The sequence below is a fragment of the Aestuariibaculum marinum genome (genome assembly GCF_014596975.1).
In the GTDB taxonomy this organism is placed as follows: domain Bacteria; phylum Bacteroidota; class Bacteroidia; order Flavobacteriales; family Flavobacteriaceae; genus Aestuariibaculum; species Aestuariibaculum marinum.
Genome location: NZ_JACVXD010000007.1, coordinates 128,420 through 147,921, shown reverse-complemented (window position 1 = coordinate 147,921; position 19,502 = coordinate 128,420). Strand labels below are relative to the sequence as shown.

Annotated in this window: 13 protein-coding genes; 1 reads left to right on the top strand and 12 read right to left on the bottom strand. The window is 36.1% G+C overall.

Annotated elements, in window-relative coordinates:
- Positions 1–65: 65 nt before the first annotated feature.
- Both ICJ85_RS12510 and cyoE read right to left on the bottom strand, forming a co-directional pair.
- A complete protein-coding gene (locus tag ICJ85_RS12510; RefSeq protein WP_188224134.1) occupies positions 66–647 on the bottom strand; it encodes a cytochrome c oxidase subunit 3 in 582 nt (193 codons plus the stop codon).
- Positions 648–650: 3 nt separating this feature from the next.
- Entirely contained in the window at positions 651–1,544 is an 894-nt protein-coding gene (gene cyoE, locus ICJ85_RS12505; RefSeq protein WP_188224133.1) for a heme o synthase, read from the bottom strand.
- A 283-nt stretch (positions 1,545–1,827) separates the two neighbouring features.
- Between cyoE and ICJ85_RS12500 the strand changes: the two genes are divergently transcribed.
- Positions 1,828–2,334, top strand: coding sequence for a hypothetical protein (locus ICJ85_RS12500; protein ID WP_188224132.1), 507 nt, complete (start codon positions 1,828–1,830; stop codon positions 2,332–2,334).
- A 35-nt stretch (positions 2,335–2,369) separates the two neighbouring features.
- Here ICJ85_RS12500 and ICJ85_RS12495 read toward each other — a convergent pair whose 3' ends face one another.
- The 10 genes from ICJ85_RS12495 to ruvB all read right to left on the bottom strand — a co-directional run bounded on the left by ICJ85_RS12495 (position 2,370) and on the right by ruvB (position 19,434).
- Positions 2,370–4,469: a gliding motility protein RemB gene (locus ICJ85_RS12495; RefSeq protein WP_188224131.1), complete on the bottom strand. Its 2,100-nt coding sequence runs from the start codon at positions 4,467–4,469 to the stop codon at positions 2,370–2,372.
- Between the two features lie 118 nt (positions 4,470–4,587).
- The gene (locus tag ICJ85_RS16695) at positions 4,588–5,337 is read right to left on the bottom strand and encodes an energy transducer TonB (RefSeq protein ID WP_188224130.1); all 750 of its coding nucleotides are present in this window, start codon (positions 5,335–5,337) and stop codon (positions 4,588–4,590) included.
- Between the two features lie 175 nt (positions 5,338–5,512).
- A complete protein-coding gene (locus ICJ85_RS12485) occupies positions 5,513–6,238 on the bottom strand; it encodes an energy transducer TonB (RefSeq protein WP_188224129.1) in 726 nt (241 codons plus the stop codon).
- Positions 6,239–6,300: 62 nt separating this feature from the next.
- Positions 6,301–6,612 carry a VanZ family protein gene (locus ICJ85_RS12480; protein WP_188224128.1) on the bottom strand — a complete coding sequence of 104 codons (312 nt, stop codon included), beginning with the start codon at positions 6,610–6,612 and terminating at the stop codon, positions 6,301–6,303.
- Positions 6,613–6,670: 58 nt separating this feature from the next.
- Positions 6,671–7,051 (bottom strand): glycine cleavage system protein GcvH, encoded by a 381-nt coding sequence (gcvH, locus tag ICJ85_RS12475; RefSeq protein ID WP_188224127.1) that lies wholly within the window; start codon positions 7,049–7,051, stop codon positions 6,671–6,673.
- A gap of 69 nt (positions 7,052–7,120) precedes the next feature.
- Entirely contained in the window at positions 7,121–14,386 is a 7,266-nt protein-coding gene (gene sov / locus ICJ85_RS12470) for a T9SS outer membrane translocon Sov/SprA (protein WP_194420848.1), read from the bottom strand.
- 7 nt (positions 14,387–14,393) lie between these two features.
- Complete coding sequence (ruvA, locus tag ICJ85_RS12465) at positions 14,394–14,975, bottom strand: Holliday junction branch migration protein RuvA (RefSeq protein ID WP_188224126.1); 582 nt, start codon at positions 14,973–14,975, stop codon at positions 14,394–14,396.
- A gap of 53 nt (positions 14,976–15,028) precedes the next feature.
- Complete coding sequence (locus ICJ85_RS12460) at positions 15,029–17,326, bottom strand: NADP-dependent malic enzyme (RefSeq protein ID WP_188224125.1); 2,298 nt, start codon at positions 17,324–17,326, stop codon at positions 15,029–15,031.
- 120 nt (positions 17,327–17,446) lie between these two features.
- On the bottom strand, positions 17,447–18,370 hold the full coding sequence (gene queG / locus ICJ85_RS12455; RefSeq protein WP_188224124.1) for a tRNA epoxyqueuosine(34) reductase QueG: 924 nt from the start codon (positions 18,368–18,370) through the stop codon (positions 17,447–17,449).
- 38 nt (positions 18,371–18,408) lie between these two features.
- Positions 18,409–19,434 (bottom strand): Holliday junction branch migration DNA helicase RuvB, encoded by a 1,026-nt coding sequence (gene ruvB, locus ICJ85_RS12450; protein ID WP_188224123.1) that lies wholly within the window; start codon positions 19,432–19,434, stop codon positions 18,409–18,411.
- Positions 19,435–19,502 lie beyond the last annotated feature (68 nt).

Here is a 19,502-nt window from a genome sequence, read left to right as displayed (position 1 = left end):
TTTTAAGTGCTTAAATGCCGATGTTTACCGATGTTTACAACGATTTTATAAAAAACTGAATTATTTTATCTTACGAAATATAAAAAGAGAAATAGATATACCCACAGTATATCAACAAAATGCCAAAATGTTGCAGCTAGCTCAAAGCCAAGCATATTGCTAGATGAATACTTCTGTTTAAAATGATTATAAATTACCACCAATAAACAAATTAACCCGGCCACAACGTGCAATATGTGCATTACTGCAATAACATAAACGTAAGACATGGTTACATTACTAGTTGGCCCTGTAAAGTTATACCCTAATTCTATGATTTGCTGAAAACCTGCAAACTGGTTGTAGATAAAAACCACACCCAACACTAACGTTACCACTAACCAAAGCATGGTACCAGTTCTGTTATCCTTTTTTAAAGCTTGCTTTGCCAGAAGAAAAGCAACGCTACTAGCCACAATAACAACAGTACTTATTATAAAAGCATTTGGTAATTGAAAGTCTTTTAACCAATCTGGTCGTGAACTACTCACAATAAAAGCACTCGTCCACCCAGCAAACGACATCACTAAGGAAATGATACCAAACCACAGCATCATTTTTTTAGCTCTTCCTGTTTTTTCTTCTCTTGTACCCTGTGTTAAATCCATGGTTTATCTAATAAATTTATCAATTACGTATACAATTTGTATTAGCGATATATACGATACGCTAACCAGCATCAATTGTCTGGCTGCCTTTTCGGTCATTATTTTGAATAATCGGAACGCATAATACAGCATCCATAACCCTAATAAGAATACAATTACCGCCGATACAATACTCAACTCTAATTTTCCGGTAAAACCAAATACTGGAATAATAGACACTAAAATAGTCCAGATGGTATACATTATAATTTGTACCGCAGTACCTTTATCCTGCTTTCCTGTTGGTAACATAAAGAAACCTCCTTTTTTGTAATCCTCATATAAAAACCAGCCTATGGCCCAGAAATGCGGGAATTGCCAGAAAAACTGAAGCGCGAATAAGGTTCCCGGTTCAATACCAAAATCGTCAGTCGCTGCCACCCATCCTAACATAAATGGAATCGCCCCTGGAATAGCTCCAACAAAGACCGCTAATGGGGTTTTGGTTTTTAACGGCGTATATACACAAGTATATAGAAAAATAGATATCGCCCCAAACATGGCCGTTTGTTTGTTAATAGCATACAGAATAATGATACCTAATAACGTAAATACACAGGCTATAATAAATGCAGTTGTTACAGACATACGCCCTGAAGGAATCGGTCTGTTTTTGGTGCGATTCATTAAAGCATCTAAATCTTTTTCTATAATCTGATTAAACGCATTCGATGCTCCCACCATAAAATACCCACCTAAAGCCAGTAATAAAAGTGTTTTATAGCTTACCGTATCAACCCCTAATAAATACCCGGCAAGTGATGAAAACACCACGCTTAATGCTAAGCGCATTTTCGTGATTTCTTTAAAATCTGAAATAACCGAAGGGGCTGTTAATGAAGTTTTTGAGTTACTCAATGTTCTTTTTACTCGATAATCGAGATTTTAATACTCCGAAGTTTAGCTCGAAATTAAACCATTCTCTCTTAAGCTTTATAAGCACTCTTTAATGAGTTTCGCTTACACGCCTTTCTTTTGCGAGTGCAAAGATACTTTTTAATACCAATTTGACCAATGCTTTTTACAGGTATTTAAAAAAGTTGGTTGAGCATGAATAAGTTGAAGCAAAATCACATCGAATTAAATTGTACGTAATTTAACGCAACCTTCTATCAAACTTTGCATCTATGAAATAAAACTTATGAAAAGATATATCTATTTACTCTTCATACTTACAAATTGTTTTCTTTCTTGTAATAATGATGACGATGAAAATGATTGCCATCCTGAAACAATCCTATCTAATTGGAATACTCAAAAAGAAATAGTAATTGAGTTCGACACTGAATTTAACAGAAACAACTACAATATAGTTGATGGAAATAAATTATTATTTGAATATAATCACATCGGAGCCCAATGTGACCATATAATTGACGATGAGTGGCAAGAGAATTTAGTTTTTCAAATTGAAAATACCAGTGTGGCTTTTGAATATATAGATAATGATCTTCTTTTAACAAACTGTTATTATCAACAGCTCGGAGCATGGGTTAATCATAATCAATATCAAGTAAAAAATGGAACAATTAAAGGTGAAAAACTATCGGAAAATGAATGGAAAATAATTGTAAATGTTGAAACCACACCTTTATTTGAAAACGAACAGCCAAAAGAAATTCAATTTACTCAAATATTCATCCAATAAAATCACATAAACCTTTATAGTCAAAATGCTAAATTTTAAAAATCGAAATACCAATTGAATAAATCAGTACGAATACCAAAGTTTATCCAAACTGTATTCGAATTAAACGTTGATGCCGTTTCCGCTTCCGGATTAAAATCTCTGAAAGTTACATCTGCAAAAATTTTCAAGTTCGATGCCGGATTAATTAAATAGCCTGCCTGAAGATTTCCGTTAAACACTTTGGTTTTATTTCCTTGCCCCACTTCAACACCCTTGTCAAAAGGCCTGTCATCATAATCACGGTACACATCACCTCCATAACTGTAATTATCGGTTCCATCGTTAAAATCTAATCCACGTGTACCTAAAATAAACTTAGCATTTGCAAACCATCGATTATAATGATAACGACAAATTAAAATAAACTCACTAAAATTAGCACCCCACAGGTGCGCCATAGATTGGTTATTATGCCCATAGTTGGTAGCGACTGTATTGTGCGAATAAGTATACGGACGAATACGATTGTATTCTGCTTGAAGCATTAAGTTTTCAACTTTAAAGGCATTGAAATATTTTACTCCTAATTGATAACCATATTTATTTGTCCAACTTCTTTCACCAGCTTTTACATCACTAAGTTTAAATTCATCTAACACAAACTGACTGTAAACATTAATATTATCGTTCACTTTATATTTTCCAGAAGCTCCCAAAATAGCATTTCCAGCGTCTTGCCCAGTTTCAAACTCTATGGCTCTGTAAAAAATAATGGGGTTTAAATAATTAATATCAAACCCACGACTATTAGCATCGGTCCACATTACAGATTCAAAGAAACCTAAATTTAATCGTTTCGATACATTCCAACTTAGATAGTGATTAGCCATATACTTGGTTAAAAAAGCACCATCTTCAGTCACTTCAGGGCGTACATCTCGTAACCACATCCAGGTATTCGTGTACTTTATTTTCCAGAATTGGGTGTTTAATTTTAAAAACGGATGCGGACTAGCCACATCGCTTAACAATAAAGAACGGTATCCGTCACCTATAAAATTCTTACCATGCCCAAACTGAATATTTAAGAAATCGACCGGGGCATAAGACAAGTAAGCTTCGGCTACCGGATAATCATACGAATCTGTTTTAAAACGTTTCGCAATACCACGCCCGGGTATAATGGCCGGATCTGGCCCAAAAGCTTTTAAACTCTCAGCATACTGGTTAAAGTACTGTGCAAATCTCCCCTGACTTTCATAAACGGTTGTAAAAAAGTTAAATTTCTTACCTAACCCACCTTGTACGCGTAACCCTCGGGTATTATTATAGGTTGAACTAAAATCGGCATCCGTATCTTTACCGACTTCTAAATCTAAAATCGGATCGATGGTAAACCAATAATCTTTTCCTTGTAGCTGTACCAAATGTTCGTTCCATAATTTTCTACCAAACCAGGTTTCTCTATTCTGCTGAAGTTTTGCTGTTTCTGCTTTAAAATCGTAGTATTTGGCTACATCTCTATACACAAAAGGTTTAGATGCGGTATGACTATTCGTTCCAACTACATTAATTTGTCTATCGAATTTTGCATAATCGGCATGTGTAAACGGAATATTTAACTGACTGGAATAGGCCTTATTTTCAAACGCAACCAAATTCGCATTAACACTATCAAACTCCGTTTTAGCTTGTTCCTCTAAGGTTATAATTTTGTTTGTTTTAGCTCTCTGACTTTGAAGTTCGGCCTGATCAATTAAAGGAATTTTCACCTTTATTGAATATTGTTTAAACGTTTTTCTGCCGTTATAAGTTGCAGGTAGTACTTTTTGAAATTGAGAAAACACGCGTTTGGTTTCCGTTTTTAGCTCCTCGTACATCGCATCAACATAAACAACTTTAAAAGCGCCAAGGGTGTCCACTTCAAATAACACCACGATATCTCCTTTGTATGCATCATCTGTAACCTTTTGAGGGACCTGAAATGTGTTATAAATGTGATTATAAACATTGGCATCGAAACATTTTTGCAATTCACTAACCGCAACAGAATCACAACTTGAAAACACGGGCGGTTTTTCGTAATACAATTCATTTTGGGCATATACACTATATTGAAGACATACAAAAAGTAGGATAATGAATTGCTTCATGAAAACCAATTTAAAGTTGAATTTGGCAGAAAGATACTATATTTTTAACAATGCATTCACTAAAAAAAGCCGATATCATTGGAAGATACCGGCTTTTATTTTTTATAACCAAATAAACTTAATCCTGAACTTGAAAAACAATAGGCAAATTATAAATGACATTTACACTCTTGTCACGTTGCTTACCAGGTTCCATTTGTGGAATAAACTCGATAACACGTTCCGCTTCTTTTTCTAGTTCCGGGTGAGGTGCCCGTATTTGTAAATCATTTAATTGACCTGTTTTATCGATAGTAAATCTGGTAAAAATAACCTGCCGACCAGTTAATCCTAAATCGCCACCCAAGCCGGTATTAAACTTTTTTTGAATAAGTTTATTGATTTTATCGGACATACATTTTTTTCTACCTTCATTATCCTTTTCCTTTTCACAACCCGGATAAATAGGCACTTGTTCTACTCTTATAAAATCTACAGGTGCATTATCTACCGGAGCCTCTACTACATCTATATCTCCTATTGCCAAATCCTCGTTTGGTGTTGTATTCTGTTCAGCAGTAACAATCTCTTTAGGTTCTTCAAAAATGATATCATCCTCCACAATGTTAGGTTCTTCATGTAGTACTACTTTTTCCTGATTTTTCTGAACAGGCTCGGTAATGTTCTCCTCAAGAACTTTAATATTTTCGATTGCGATTTCTTCATTAATTTCTATGGCTGGAATGTCACCATAATCCTTTGGAAGCTCGGATTCAAACTTCATTTCTAAAAGTCCGTAAGCCGATAACAAACAAACTATTAATCCAATTTGAAAATACAGGGTTGTGTTTTTTTGTAAATTAGCCTCATGCTTTTGTGATTTTTTCACGATTTGCTCATTTTGCCGAATGAGATCGTGAGTGTTTTTTGAATTACTCATAATTATTAAAAGTTAAATGTTAATATTATGATAAAGTCACAATAAGCATACCAAAAAAGAAAACCCGTTACAAAATTGTAACGGGTTTTTAATATTATAAACGTTTGTTATTAAACGTGGTACCTTAGTCTTGTACTTGAAAAACGATTGGTAAAGAATATGGTACTGTTACCGCTTTTCCACGTTGCTTACCTGGTTCCATTTTAGGAAGCTTTCCGATTACACGAGTAGCTTCTTTTTCTAAACCTGGGTGTGGTGCTCTGGCACGAATACCTGTTACGTTACCTGTTTTATCAATTTTAAAGATAACGTTGATACGCTGTCTTCCTGATAAACCTAAATCACTTGCTAAATCAGTGTTAAAGTTTCTACCAACAAATTGTGTAATCTTTTTAGACATACATTCTTTCTTGGCTTGATTTGTTTTTTCCTTTTCACAACCTGGGAATACTGGTACGTTTTCAATTACTGCAAACGGAACCTCAATATCCTCTTCTACAGCATCTGCAACTTCTACCTCGGCAACTTCAACGATTTCAGTTTCTTGAGTCACCTCTGTAGATTCGATAACGGTCTCTTCTACTTCAACCTCATCTTCTACCACTTCAATCACTTCTGGTGCTGCTGGTGGCGGTGGCGGTGGCGGTGGCGTAGCTAACTGGTTAGTAAGAGGAATTTCTTCTTCTATCTCTTGTTCCATCGCTACCATACCGATTTCAATCTCTTTGTCGTCGTAAGTCTTATAGTTAATAGCAAGATTTGTTAAGAATAACAATAATGCTAAACCAATTGCAAAGTAAAGTGAACTGTTACGTCCAACATTAGCTTTAGGATTCTTTTTAGGTTCCATAATTTAAATTCGTTTTTTCAGGATTGCTAAAATAACCATTTATTTGTCAAAAAAGCAAGTCTTTATAATTTTTTAATCTGTGTTCTGTTGTATACCAACGCTACTAATACAGCTAACAGAACTCCTGTCGAGTTTGCAATAACATCCTCTAAATCAGGTTTTCGTGTCACTGTTACCATCCCTTGTAATACCTCAATAATTATACCAAAAATTGTGGAAAATAAAGCGGAATAAATTAAAGCTTTAACATTTGGCATCTTAAACTTAACTATAAAGCTGCCATACCATAACAAAGCTAAAATGAGATAAGTTATACTATGAAATACCTTATCTGCATTAGAAATCCCAACATCAGGAAGTTCTTTAAGCTTCATTAAACACACAAACGTTAAGGCCAATGTGTAAAGAACACTTATTAAAAACAGCTGTTTCTTAAGCACCAATAAGGGCTTTATAATCATCTGCAGACATTAAACCTTCAGCTTGAGAAAGATCTGAACATTTTACTTTTATCATCCAACCTTCACCGTAAGGATCACTGTTTACCGTTTCTGGAGCATCTTCTAAACCTTCATTAAACTCAATAATTTCACCAGATAATGGTAAAAATAAATCCGATACTGTTTTAACGGCTTCTACAGTTCCAAAAATTTCTTCAGCTTCTAAAGTTTCATCAACAGTTTCAACCTCAACATAAACAATATCACCTAACTCGCTTTGTGCGAAATCTGTAATACCAATTGTTGCTACATCACCGTCTATACTTACCCACTCGTGGTCTTTAGTATATTTTAATTCTGCTGGAATATTCATTTTATTATTTATAAGTTTTAGTTTCGGCAAATGTATTTATTCAAAATATAAATTCAAACACTTATTGTGTTAATTCCCAAAATTATATCGAAGGGTTATTCCCGATCGAATGGTTGTTTGCGGGAATGCAGTACTAATCGCATAATCGGAGAATGCATAATCGAAATAGAATATACCTGTTAGGTTTTTACTAAAGGCATAATCGGCCGAATATTTAAGTCCCCAAATGGTTTGACCAGAAGTGACCTGATTGTTCTCTAAATCGAGATATCTAATAATGGTTTTATTATCTCTTACCGAAATATCAGCTTTCATATTAAGGTCGCTTATTATACGCTTACTCGGGCCAGCCAAATTTGAATTTATTCTTAAATCTTTAATTCGATATCCCAATCCAATTACATATTCTTTACCCTGCACTTCGGTCATTAAGTTATTATCGAAACTTAAGGATAGTAATCTGTCGCGTTTAATTTCTGCTAAGATTTTAATAGAATTTTTCATTTCAAAATCAATACGCACCAACGGACTAAACATCTCGGTTAAGTTGATGTTACTATATAATCTTTCATTCTTATAGTTACCTGATTGATTTTTAACGTCTGTTGGCTGATTATCGTACGCAACAGTGAAATCAGGTTGTACATAATCTAAATTGCTTTGAAACTGATTGATAGTATACGTAGATCGATATCCATGGGTTAAAGAGAAACGTTTAAAATTCTTTTTAAACCAGGCAAACTTCATAAATCCAGTATACTTTAAATCCCAGTTCGGAATCGGCACATCTCTAAAAGCACTTGTTTTTACTTTACTCGCATCTTGACCGGAATACGCTGCTAAGAACGCTGGTAATAATACCGACTGACTGTTTTTCCCAAAGCCTTTAGGAAACCCATCATCATCTACATCGGTAATATCAACACCTTTTTCCTGAGCCAAGCGTCTGGCAATCGTTAAACGGTTTGCTCTAAAATCGTTGAACGCAGCACTAGAATTTTCATCGCTAGAGCTGAATGCAGTTTTAATTAGTACGGTAGAGATATTAAAATTCCCGAAATTGTTAGGTGTTAATGATTCGTACTCGTATTCCCCTCCTATATTATTTACGCGATAGTTTTCTGTATAATTATCATAGTAAGCACGATTACCTACCAAGTCAATTTTTAAATCTCTAAATGGTTCTAAACTGGCAGAAATATCCAATTGCTTTGTATTCGTTGTAGAATACTGCTGGTTGAATTCCGGGAAAACGGTTAACCATCCTTTTCTGGCTGCCATGTAGCGTACATCGCTTTGGCTACCAAAAGTAAATCCTACAGTTGGCTTTAGAGTTCCAATAAAACCAGGTGTTTGTAAATATCCCGGTAAGAAGGTACCGTTATTTTCAGAATAATTTATTTGAACTCGTTTTACACTGGTTAACACATCGATACCAGCATTTAAGAATTTTGTTCCCGCCTGACTCTTTTTCTTTGGTTGATTTTCCTGTGTTCCTGGCGGGTTATTTCTATTAGCATTAGATGTTCCTGTACGTGCAATTGGTTTTTTAACCAACCCGATCTCTCTATACAGCCTGTTCAAGTCGAAACTTGAATTAATATTATGCGTATTTGCATTTTGTATGGTATTACCTAAATCGTAAGTCACACCATCAACTTCAAGCTCTCCATATAAGTCAGATCCCTTTTGCCACTGGAAGTTTGCGTTATACTGGTACGATGCACTAATAAAACTTAGCACAGGGATTTTATTAATAGGAATCTCATAAGTTACGCCAAGGTTTTGCATTTGACGGTTTGGATCTCCAAAATCGAAGAACCCGTCCCAAACATCTAAACTTGGGTCCTGTAACTGTTCGCCTGCAATGGTATTGGTAAAATAATTACGAACAATATTGTTATTCGCTGCCGTGAAATTAAAACTCAAGGCATCGGTTAAATTGTAGTTAATGGTATACTGAAAATCGAACATGTAGTTTCTTCTAAACAGTTCTTCTACTCCAATATTTCCGGCGCCTAATTCAACCTCTCTATATTTCTGACGATTAAATTGCCTGTTAATATCTGTATTTACAGTAAAACTTGATGGTAATAAATTAAGATTGAAGTCTTTTAATAATTTCCAGTATCTGCCCGTAAATAAAGAATCATTCCTTTTGAAGGGCTCTATACGGAAAGGTTCAAAATTATAAGCATAATTCGCACCAGCACGTATCGTTTTATTTACCGAATTTTCAATTTCAAAATCTCGATGTTCTACTTTATTATACGAATAATTTAAGGTCAAGTTTTCCACATCGTAAAAATGCGGCTTCTCTTCTTCATTGGTTTTAATCTTACGTACACCAATAAAGTTTATACTCTGACGTTTGGTGTAATCTTCAGATTGTTCTTTAATTCGGTCTCGATCTGCATCTGTCTCAGCCGCATCCAATCTGGAATCTAAAGTTAAATCTTCGTAATACTGATCGTATTTAGGCGTGATTAACTCTTCACTTTGTGCATAGTTAAACGGTACCTGAACACCCCATTTTTTAGGCAACAACTGTCCAACGTTAATATTCGTAACCACATCGTACTGTTTAACATCTTCCAGACTACGCTGACTTGGTCCTTGCTCAATTCCTCCGAAACCAGATGTACTTTGTCTACCTGTTGCACTGATATTCATGAAATCGGCCAGATTGGTATCCATGCTAACCACAGCTGCCCAACCACCTTCGTTATCCATATCAGATAAACGCAACTCATTAAACCAAACTTCGGCACACACATCATTACTGCTTGTGGCATTTTTAACCCCAACCATAAGTGTTCTAATATCTCCGAAATTAGGATTTCCTTTAATACCCACACGGTGCTGTCCGGCAACATAACCAGAATACGGATCGGTTACTGCACTAATTTCTCCGTTAATCACATCGTAAAAAGCAGGATCTTCATTACTTAAAGTCATATCGGCGATTCCCTGCGCCTTTATTCTTCCTAATACTTCAATAGGTAAATTAATTTCATTGGCCTCAGGCCACAATCCTTCTCTAGTTGATGATGTAGATACCTGTAACGGAATTTCAATCTGATAGAAATTCTCAGTTAAGTCATTCCCCATCCTAATGAAACCTACAATATCGTTATCGGATAAATTTCCAATACCATCTTCACCATCTTCAGCATGTATAAACATTCTTAACTGCTTAAACTGACGCATGTCGATACTTATATTTTTGTAAACTGCTTTTGAATCTTCAGCCTCCAGATTACAAACTTTAACCACTAACGACTGCTCATTTTGATTAACAACTGTATTGTTATTAAACAACTGTTCAGGCTCGATTCCAGGAGGACGCTGGTAACTTCCTTCATTTTCAATCGTTCCAATAACACCTACAGAAAAATCGGTTTGAGCATCTTCTGGTGTTGGATCATTTTTATCTAAAGCCTGAGTATAACGACGCCATTCACTACGCACTAATTCTAATGAACCAAAACGGAACACAGTTGGTTGTACGAAGTCTTTTAAATAGACACGAGTAAAGCGAATAGAACGGAAATCTGTTATACCTCCATAACGCTTATATTCCGACACATTGGTATCATCAAACTTTTCTAATGGCACATTAATAGGTATTCTAAATTGATACCATCTCACATTTTTACTATCGCCGTTAGGTAGTGACCTTGGACGTTCTTTAAAATCTCTTAAAAACTCCTTAAGCGGGTTGGAACTCGGAAGGTTGTCAAAATCTGCTTTCGATTCTGGTAAATTTTGTCTGGTAATTTCAAGTGCATACTCGAAATAACTATCAATGGTATTCATCGTGTTATCACGATTCACATCCTCTACATCTGGTTGTGTATTAGCGCCACGGTCTGTATTAGTAAAGGTATCAGGCGTATTCCCTTCAACACCATTGTATTTTTTATAACGTTCAAAAATGTCTCCTTCGGCATTCAAGAAATACGTATAATTATCGTTTGATGGGTCATCACCAAAGTTAGATCCAAAAACCGCCAACTCTTCTGCATCATTATAACCATCGTAACCTACGTCTTGATTATCGCGTTCCTGACCAGTGGTATCGAACGTATAAATTAAAGATTGATTTAATGGAGCCACTGTTCCCCATTCGGTGGGATTCAACAGACTCACATCACCATCTTTTGGCAAACCGTTTTCATATAACTTTTTACCATCCTTAATAATATCTTCTGAAATATTACCCAGGTTAAACACTAAAGTTCCTCCAGGGTTCGCTGTATTCTCCTGAAACGGATCCTGTAACCAGAACTCTATGTACTCCACATTTTGTTGCTCAAAGTCCGTTGATGTTATCTGACGTGTAATACCTGCCCACGAATCCTCCGGATTATTAATTACATTATTAGTCGTGGTTGGATCGAAATTATAAGGTCCTCGTTCGGTTGGATAGTACGCCAAATCTAAAGTGTTTAATACCGAATTTTGTCCTTGTACCAAATCTCTTTCCGGATACAATTCATTTATAAACACACGACTTGTGTATAAACTTGATAAATCGTTATCTGAAATACCATCAGGTCGCTGTGCACTATAGAAAATAGGGTCTATATTATACCAGTTAAGCATGGCTCTTTGGTATCCATTCTGAATGCCATTTTCATCCTCATTAGGGTTTGTAGCCACATTCAGCTCCAGCGGTCTACTCGATAAAAACCAGGATTGCTGCGACTTTAAGTCGATAGAGTTTTGAGTTCCTTCAAAGTCATCAATATACGATGTCGCTTCACCATTTAAGTTGGTTCCTTTTGGAGCTCCTGGTGCCAGATAAGCAAACTCGCCTCGTAATGACAAATTAGACTCTACATCGGTATCAATATTTGGTAACTTATTTACCATTCGGGTGAAGAACGGTACTTTGGTTGCATAATTTCCGTTGAATCCAAAAATAGTATTGTTAATAGGCTCTGAACCATAATTAGCTTTTTGGGTAATCGGACGTTCATTTAAATTCAGAAGCGTTCCGCCTAATACAAAATTCTCATTGAATTTATGTTCAATATTAATACCCGTAAAACGTTTGGTTTGCTGACCAAACACAGCGTTATTTTCAGTAGACACTTCAATTGGTGTATTCGATGCTTTTAAAGCTTCATCTAAAATCTGAACACGACCTAACTGATAGTTTACCGTATAGTCAATACCTTCAACTAGCACACGTCCGCCGGCAGTAACTTTTACAGAACCACGAGGCACATTAAACGACCCGATAGGAATACCATCGCTTCCACTTGACTTATAGCGTCCTTTTAATTTGAATTTATTCTTCTCAACCTCTTCTAAAGCTGCTGTCTTGGTGCTATTATAAAGCACGTCATAAACATATTTATTCTGGTCGTCGTTATAAGTAGCTTCATTAGTATAATCCCCATCCCCTAATACGTTGAATAAGTACTCACCAAACGGCTCTGCACTGGTAAATATAATTTTACCATTTTGTGGAATAACGGTAATACCGGGAACAAAATCGAAGAATCCGTCTCCATTGGTTTGCGGGTCATTGTTATAATTAAGCTTATCTAAATTAAATACTCGTAATAATGGAATATTCTGAAGTTGTGCTTCTTCTGGTGTATTTCCCGTAACCGGATTTCCATAAATGTCTTTAGCAAAACTTCCGCTTACCGGTTTAATATAGTTTAACGGAGACGCTTCGTTATAAAATATATTTAGTTTAAAATCTTCCTGGCTTAAATTATACGCTCCGGTATCGTAGATGTTTTTCATCATTAAATCCCAGATGGGTTGCGTTACATTGGTAATGCTACTTTTCAATAATTTCAATACCAAATTCGTATTTACCACATTCGTTACCTGTCCAGAACTGTTTGTGGTAACATCGGTAGCATCGACACCGTCGTTGGCAAATTCACCAACCTGATACACTTGACCACCGACTGTATACTGAAAAGCAACCGCTAAAACTTCGTCGTTATTTAAACGTTGATTTAAGGATATGTACCCTAACTGACTATTGTAAGTATACTCCTGACCGTTAATTAACTTTCTGGCATTTTCTAATTTCGCATAATCAAAACCTTCATTTACTCCAGAAATATTGAACCCAGACTGTACCGATGACACATCTCGAATACCTGAATTTAATTGTGAGTTAGCGCCTCCAATATTGGTAGGATCGAAAGCATTGTTCTCATTATCTGGAAAAGCACCGGGCGTAGCAAATACATTAACCGTAGACGCCACTTTGTCGGTTTCTCCTAAATCCTGAAGCGCGACAATGTTTCTAACATTATCGGTTTTATTACTTCGGTTGGTTACCCAAACCTCTAACCTTGTTATCTGTAAACCTTTATTATTGATAAAGGGATAGTTTTCTAAAGCTCTATCGTAATTTTCTCTAAAGTATTGGGCTAAGAAGAAGTGCCTGTTCTCGTCGTAGTCGCGAATAAACAACTCGAATTCCTCTAGAGTTCCTCCCCCTTGAGCCACCACTCTGTTAGCTTCAGATTTTTGTTCAGAAAACACCGCGGTAACCGTTGTTCTTCCAAATTGTAATTGTGTTTTAACACCAAATAAACTTTGAGCTCCGGTAATTAAAGAACTGTTTAATGGCATATTAACGTTACCAACTTCTATTTTTTGAATAATATCGTCTTCGGTAGGTGTATATTCTAATTTGATTAAATTCTGAAAATCGAACGTCGATTGTGTATCGTAATTTGCATTAACTTGCAAACGCGTTCCCACTTTACCTAATAAACTTAAACTGATACGCTGATCGAAATCGAACGTGAAATTGCTCCGGTTTCTTGGTGAAAATGTTGGGTTGTCTTGTTTTGAAAACAACACCCCTAAATCCATTTCTACGGATCCCTGCGGTACCACTTCAATGGTATTACTTCCAAAAATCGTTTCAAAAAAGCCTGATTTCACATAAAACTCAGGTAATAAGTTTTTCTGAGCATCTTCAGCGCCTTCCTTTTTACCATCGAAAGCATCAATCTTTTGTTTGTAATATTCCTTTAAACTTTCTTTAGCCACCAAATCGTAATATTCCTTTGGTGTTAAGATTACTGGATATTTAATATTATAATCACCTATTTTTTCGGTGTAGATATACCGATTGGTAACAGGATCGTAAGTATATTTAGACTCTATACTATCCGGGTCGGCCGTTTTAATGGTTCCTAAATTAAAACCAGTCTTTAAAGAATCTGGTTCTTGTGCCCAAAGGGCTAATGAAAATAATAATGCAGCAGCTAAAAAATAGCTTTTTAAACGCTCTCTCGAACGTGTATAGTTTGATTTTTTAAAAATAAGGTTAGTTATGTTCAAAATCGAATTATAAATTTTTTAGAGCCTGCTTGATTATACTTTCAACGGTTGCTTCTGGTTCTGCTTTTAAAATCTTGTCTACAACACGCTCTGCCTGCTTTCTTAGATAACCAAGAACCTCTAAAGCAGATAACGCTTCATCTTTGTTGGTATTGTCTTTAGAGACAGAAACTTCATCAATATCGTATATTTTCAGAACTTTATCTTTCAAATCTATTATAACCCGTTGTGCTGTTTTAGCTCCAATACCTTTTATAGACTGAATTAAAGCGACATCTTCGCCAGCGATGCCCTCAATAACCTGTTTAGGCGTAAGAGATGACAACATGGTACGCGCTGTACTTGCCCCAATACCACTTACAGAAAGCAGCAATCTGAATACTTCACGCTCTATCAAAGAAGAAAACCCATACAAGGTATGGGCGTCTTCTTTAATTTGTAAATGTGTATATAATTTTAGAAACTCTTTATCCGGAATTTCAGAATATGTATGCAGAGAAATGTTTAATAAATAGCCTACGCCGTTACAATCAATAACAACATCGGTTAAGTTTTTCTCTACAAGTTTTCCTTGAATATGTGTAATCATTTATAGCAATAGGTTTCATCCCAAATGTAGTAAAATTATTTAGAATGGAATCACTATAAATTTTCCTTTTCCTTCTCGAATTTTTCCTTTTGTTGCGCATCAACAACCGCTATGGCGGTCATGTTTACAATTTCGTCTACGCTCGCTCCAAACTGAAGAATATGAACCGGTTTACGCATCCCCATCATAATTGGTCCGATAGAATCTGCTTCGTTTAACTCCTTTAACAATTTGTAAGTAATATTTGCAGAGTCTAAGGTTGGGAATATTAAGGTATTCACCTTTCTATCAACCAATTTAGAAAATGGGAATTTATCTTTAAGCATCTCACCATTTAAAGCAAAATCGGTTTGCAATTCTCCATCTACAATCATATCTGGGTAATAACGATGCAAATACGCAACGGCATCGCGAACTTTTGAGGCTCTTAAATCTGATGAAGACCCAAAGTTAGAATATGAGGTCATCGCCATTACAGGTGTTAACCCAAACATTTTAACCACTTGCGAGGTCATTTGTGCAATTTTAGTTAACGTTTTGGTATCCGGATCGATATTTATAGACGTATCACTTAAAAATAATGGTCCGCGTTTGGTCATCATCATATTGGTTGTAGCTACACGCTTTACGCCATCGGCCATACCAATTAATTCTAACATTGGTTTTACTACTGAAGGATAACTTCTAGAATACCCAGTTATTAAAGCATCGGCATCTCCTTCGTTTACCATCATGGCAGCAAAATAATTACGCTCACGCATTAAACGTTGAGCAGAATAGTAAGTTACACCACGACGCTTACGTTGTTCCCAATATACTTTAGCGTACCTATTTTTTCTGTCGTTTTCTTCTTCGGTTTTAGGGTCAATGATTAAAATATCTTTGGCATCAAATTCAATATCTGCCATTAATTCTTCAATCGCTTCCTTTCTTCCTAATAAAATTGGAATTGCAATACCTTCTTCGTAAACAATTTGAGCTGCCTTTAATACTGGCAACTGATCTGCTTCAGCAAATACCACTCGCTTCGCATCCAGTTTCGCTCTGTTTAATAATAAACGAACCATTTTGTTATCAGACCCTAAACGCTCACGTAACTTATCTTGGTAACCCTCCCAATCGGTGATAGGCTCTTTTGCCACTCCACTTTCCATAGCAGCTTTAGCTACTGCTGGTGGCACTTCAGCTATTAAACGCGGATCGAAAGGTTTCGGAATAATATAATCCTTTCCGAAAGCCAATCTCGTTTCTCCATAGGCTATATTAACTTGTTCTGGCACTGGTTCTTTAGCCAAACGCGCTAGAGCTTCAACAGCAGCCATCTTCATTGCTTCGTTAATCTTTGTTGCACGAACATCTAACGCTCCTCTGAAGATAAATGGGAAACCTAGTACATTATTTACCTGATTAGGATGGTCACTACGTCCAGTTGCCATAATCACATCCTTACGCGTTTTTATTGCTAAGTCGTATTTAATCTCTGGATCAGGATTTGCCATGGCAAACACGATAGGATCATTTGACATAGACAATAACATGTCTGGAGATAGTACATTTGCCATCGACAATCCGATAAATACATCTGAATCTACCATGGCTTCTTCAAGGGTATCTATTTTTCTGTGAGTAGCAAATTCTGCTTTTTCAGAAGATAAGTTTTCTCTATCATCACGGATAACACCTTTACTATCCAACATGACCATATTTTCACGTTTTGCACCAAAAGCCTGATATAAACGTGAACATGAAATCGCTGCCGCACCCGCACCACTGATTACGATTTTTACATCTTCAATATTTTTCCCTATTAATTCTAAAGCATTGATTAACGCAGCCGCTGAAATTATAGCCGTACCATGCTGATCGTCGTGCATAACCGGAATATCAAGCTCTTCTTTTAAGCGACGTTCAATTTCGAAAGCACCCGGAGCTTTAATATCTTCAAGGTTGATACCTCCAAAGGTAGGCGCTATATTTTTTACCGTTTCAATAAACTCATCGACATTTTCAGTATCTACCTCAATATCGAACACATCAATGTCTGCAAATATTTTAAATAATAAGCCCTTACCTTCCATTACCGGTTTAGACGCTTCAGGACCAATATTACCAAGTCCTAAAACTGCTGTACCGTTGGAAATTACCGCTACTAAATTTCCTTTAGCGGTATATTTATAAGCATTATTTTTATCTTTTTCAATCTCTAAACATGGTTCTGCAACCCCTGGAGAATATGCCAACGATAAATCTCTTTGTGTCGCATATTTTTTGGTTGGAACTACTTTTATTTTTCCTGGCGTAGGCTTTGCATGATATATAAGAGCCTCTCTACGTTTACTTTCTTCGCTCATAAATTAATAAGTTATGTACTAAGCAAAGATAGTAATACTAAGTTAGCTAAGCTCTTAATCTATTAAGTTTTTAATAGTACTTTTTTAGCTAAAAAACATAATATATTAACTCCCTCAGTCTTACTTTAAAAAGTCTATATTTCTTTTTAAACCTGAAAACTTAGTTCGCTTTACGGCAGATTTTTTGAAGATTTTACTAAATACATCCTGAGTTATTTCTTCCCAGTCTTTTTTACTCATGGATAATAATTCGGGATGCGGATTGAATAATGGCTCGTTATGAGGTTTTGAAAATCGGTTCCAGGGACATACATCCTGGCAGACATCGCAACCAAACATCCAGTTATCAAACTGCCCTTTAAATTCGGTTGGGATAGTATCTTTTAATTCGATAGTAAAATAGGAAATACATTTACTGCCATCTACAACATAGGGTTCCGTTATAGCTTGTGTAGGACAAGCATCTATACATTTTGTACAGGTACCACAATGATCTGTCGTTGGTGTATCATATTCTAGTTCTAAATCGACAATTAATTCGGCTATAAAATAAAAGGATCCAACCTGCTGAGTAAGTAAATTGCTGTTCTTTCCAATCCAGCCCAATCCGCTTTTGGCAGCCCAGGCTTTATCTAATACAGGAGCGGAGTCTACAAAAGCACGACCATGAACTTCACCTATTTCTTCTTGTATAAACTTAAGAAGTTCTTTCAACTTATCTTTTATCACAAAATGGTAATCGGTACCATAGGCATACTTACTAATCTTTGGTGCATTAGCATCCTCCTGAGTCTTTTCCGGATAATAATTTAGTAATAAGGAAATGACACTTTTAGAGCCTTCAACCAATTTCGTTGGATCTAAACGTTTATCGAAATGATTTTCCATGTAATGCATTTCTCCATTCATTTGCTTATTCAACCAACGTTCAAGTCTGGGTGCTTCAGCTTCTAAAAATCCAGCTTGACTAACTCCACAAGATAAAAAACCGAGGCGTTTGGCTTCGGTTTTTATCAATTGTGTATGTTTTGTTTTTATGCTCATTTGTATAGGGATCCTGAAACGAGTTCAGGATGACATTACTATTCGAATAAACCACCTTGTACCGATCCACGAACACGGCCTAAATGTTTATAGGCTGCTTCAGTAACTTCCCGACCTCGAGGTGTACGCATTATAAACCCTTGTTGAATTAAAAATGGCTCATAAACTTCTTCAATGGTTTCCGCACTTTCACTCACCGCCGTCGCTAAAGTTGTAATTCCAACAGGACCACCTTTAAACTTATCGATAATGGTGGTTAAGATCTTATTATCCATTTCATCTAAACCATGGGCATCTACGTTTAACGCTTGTAAAGCAAACTTAGCTATTTTGATATCGATACGACCGTTACCTTTTATCTGAGCAAAATCACGAACACGACGTAATAAAGCATTAGCGATACGAGGTGTTCCTCGACTACGACCAGCAATTTCTATTGCTGCTTCCATAGTTATAGGCACATTTAAAATAGAAGCACTACGTTCTATTATAGTCGATAATAATTCGGTATTATAATATTGCAATCGGCTTTGAATCCCAAAACGTGCCCGCATTGGAGATGTTAACAACCCTGAACGTGTAGTTGCCCCTACCAACGTGAACGGATTTAAGTTAATTTGAACCGTTCTAGCATTGGGCCCGGATTCAATCATAATATCAATTTTATAATCCTCCATGGCCGAGTACAAATACTCTTCAACTATCGGACTTAAACGATGAATCTCATCAATAAACAACACGTCACGTTCGTCAAGATTGGTTAACAATCCGGCAAGATCGCCAGGTTTATCTAACACAGGTCCTGAGGTTACTTTAATTCCCACATTAAGCTCATTGGCCAATATATGTGCCAAAGTCGTCTTACCTAAACCCGGAGGCCCGTGAAATAAAGTATGATCTAGGGCTTCACTACGCATATTGGCCGCCTGAACAAAAATTTGAAGGTTTTCCAAAACCTGATCCTGGCCTGTAAAGTCACCAAAGTTAAGCGGCCTTAACTTTTTTTCAACATCTAGCTCTTCAGGTGAAAAGTGTTCGCTTGTAGGATCTAAATTTTCGTTCATAATCATCAATCTGTAATACAAAGATACCGAAAGCACTTCGGCATAAGCAAATATAAAGAAAAAGCCTT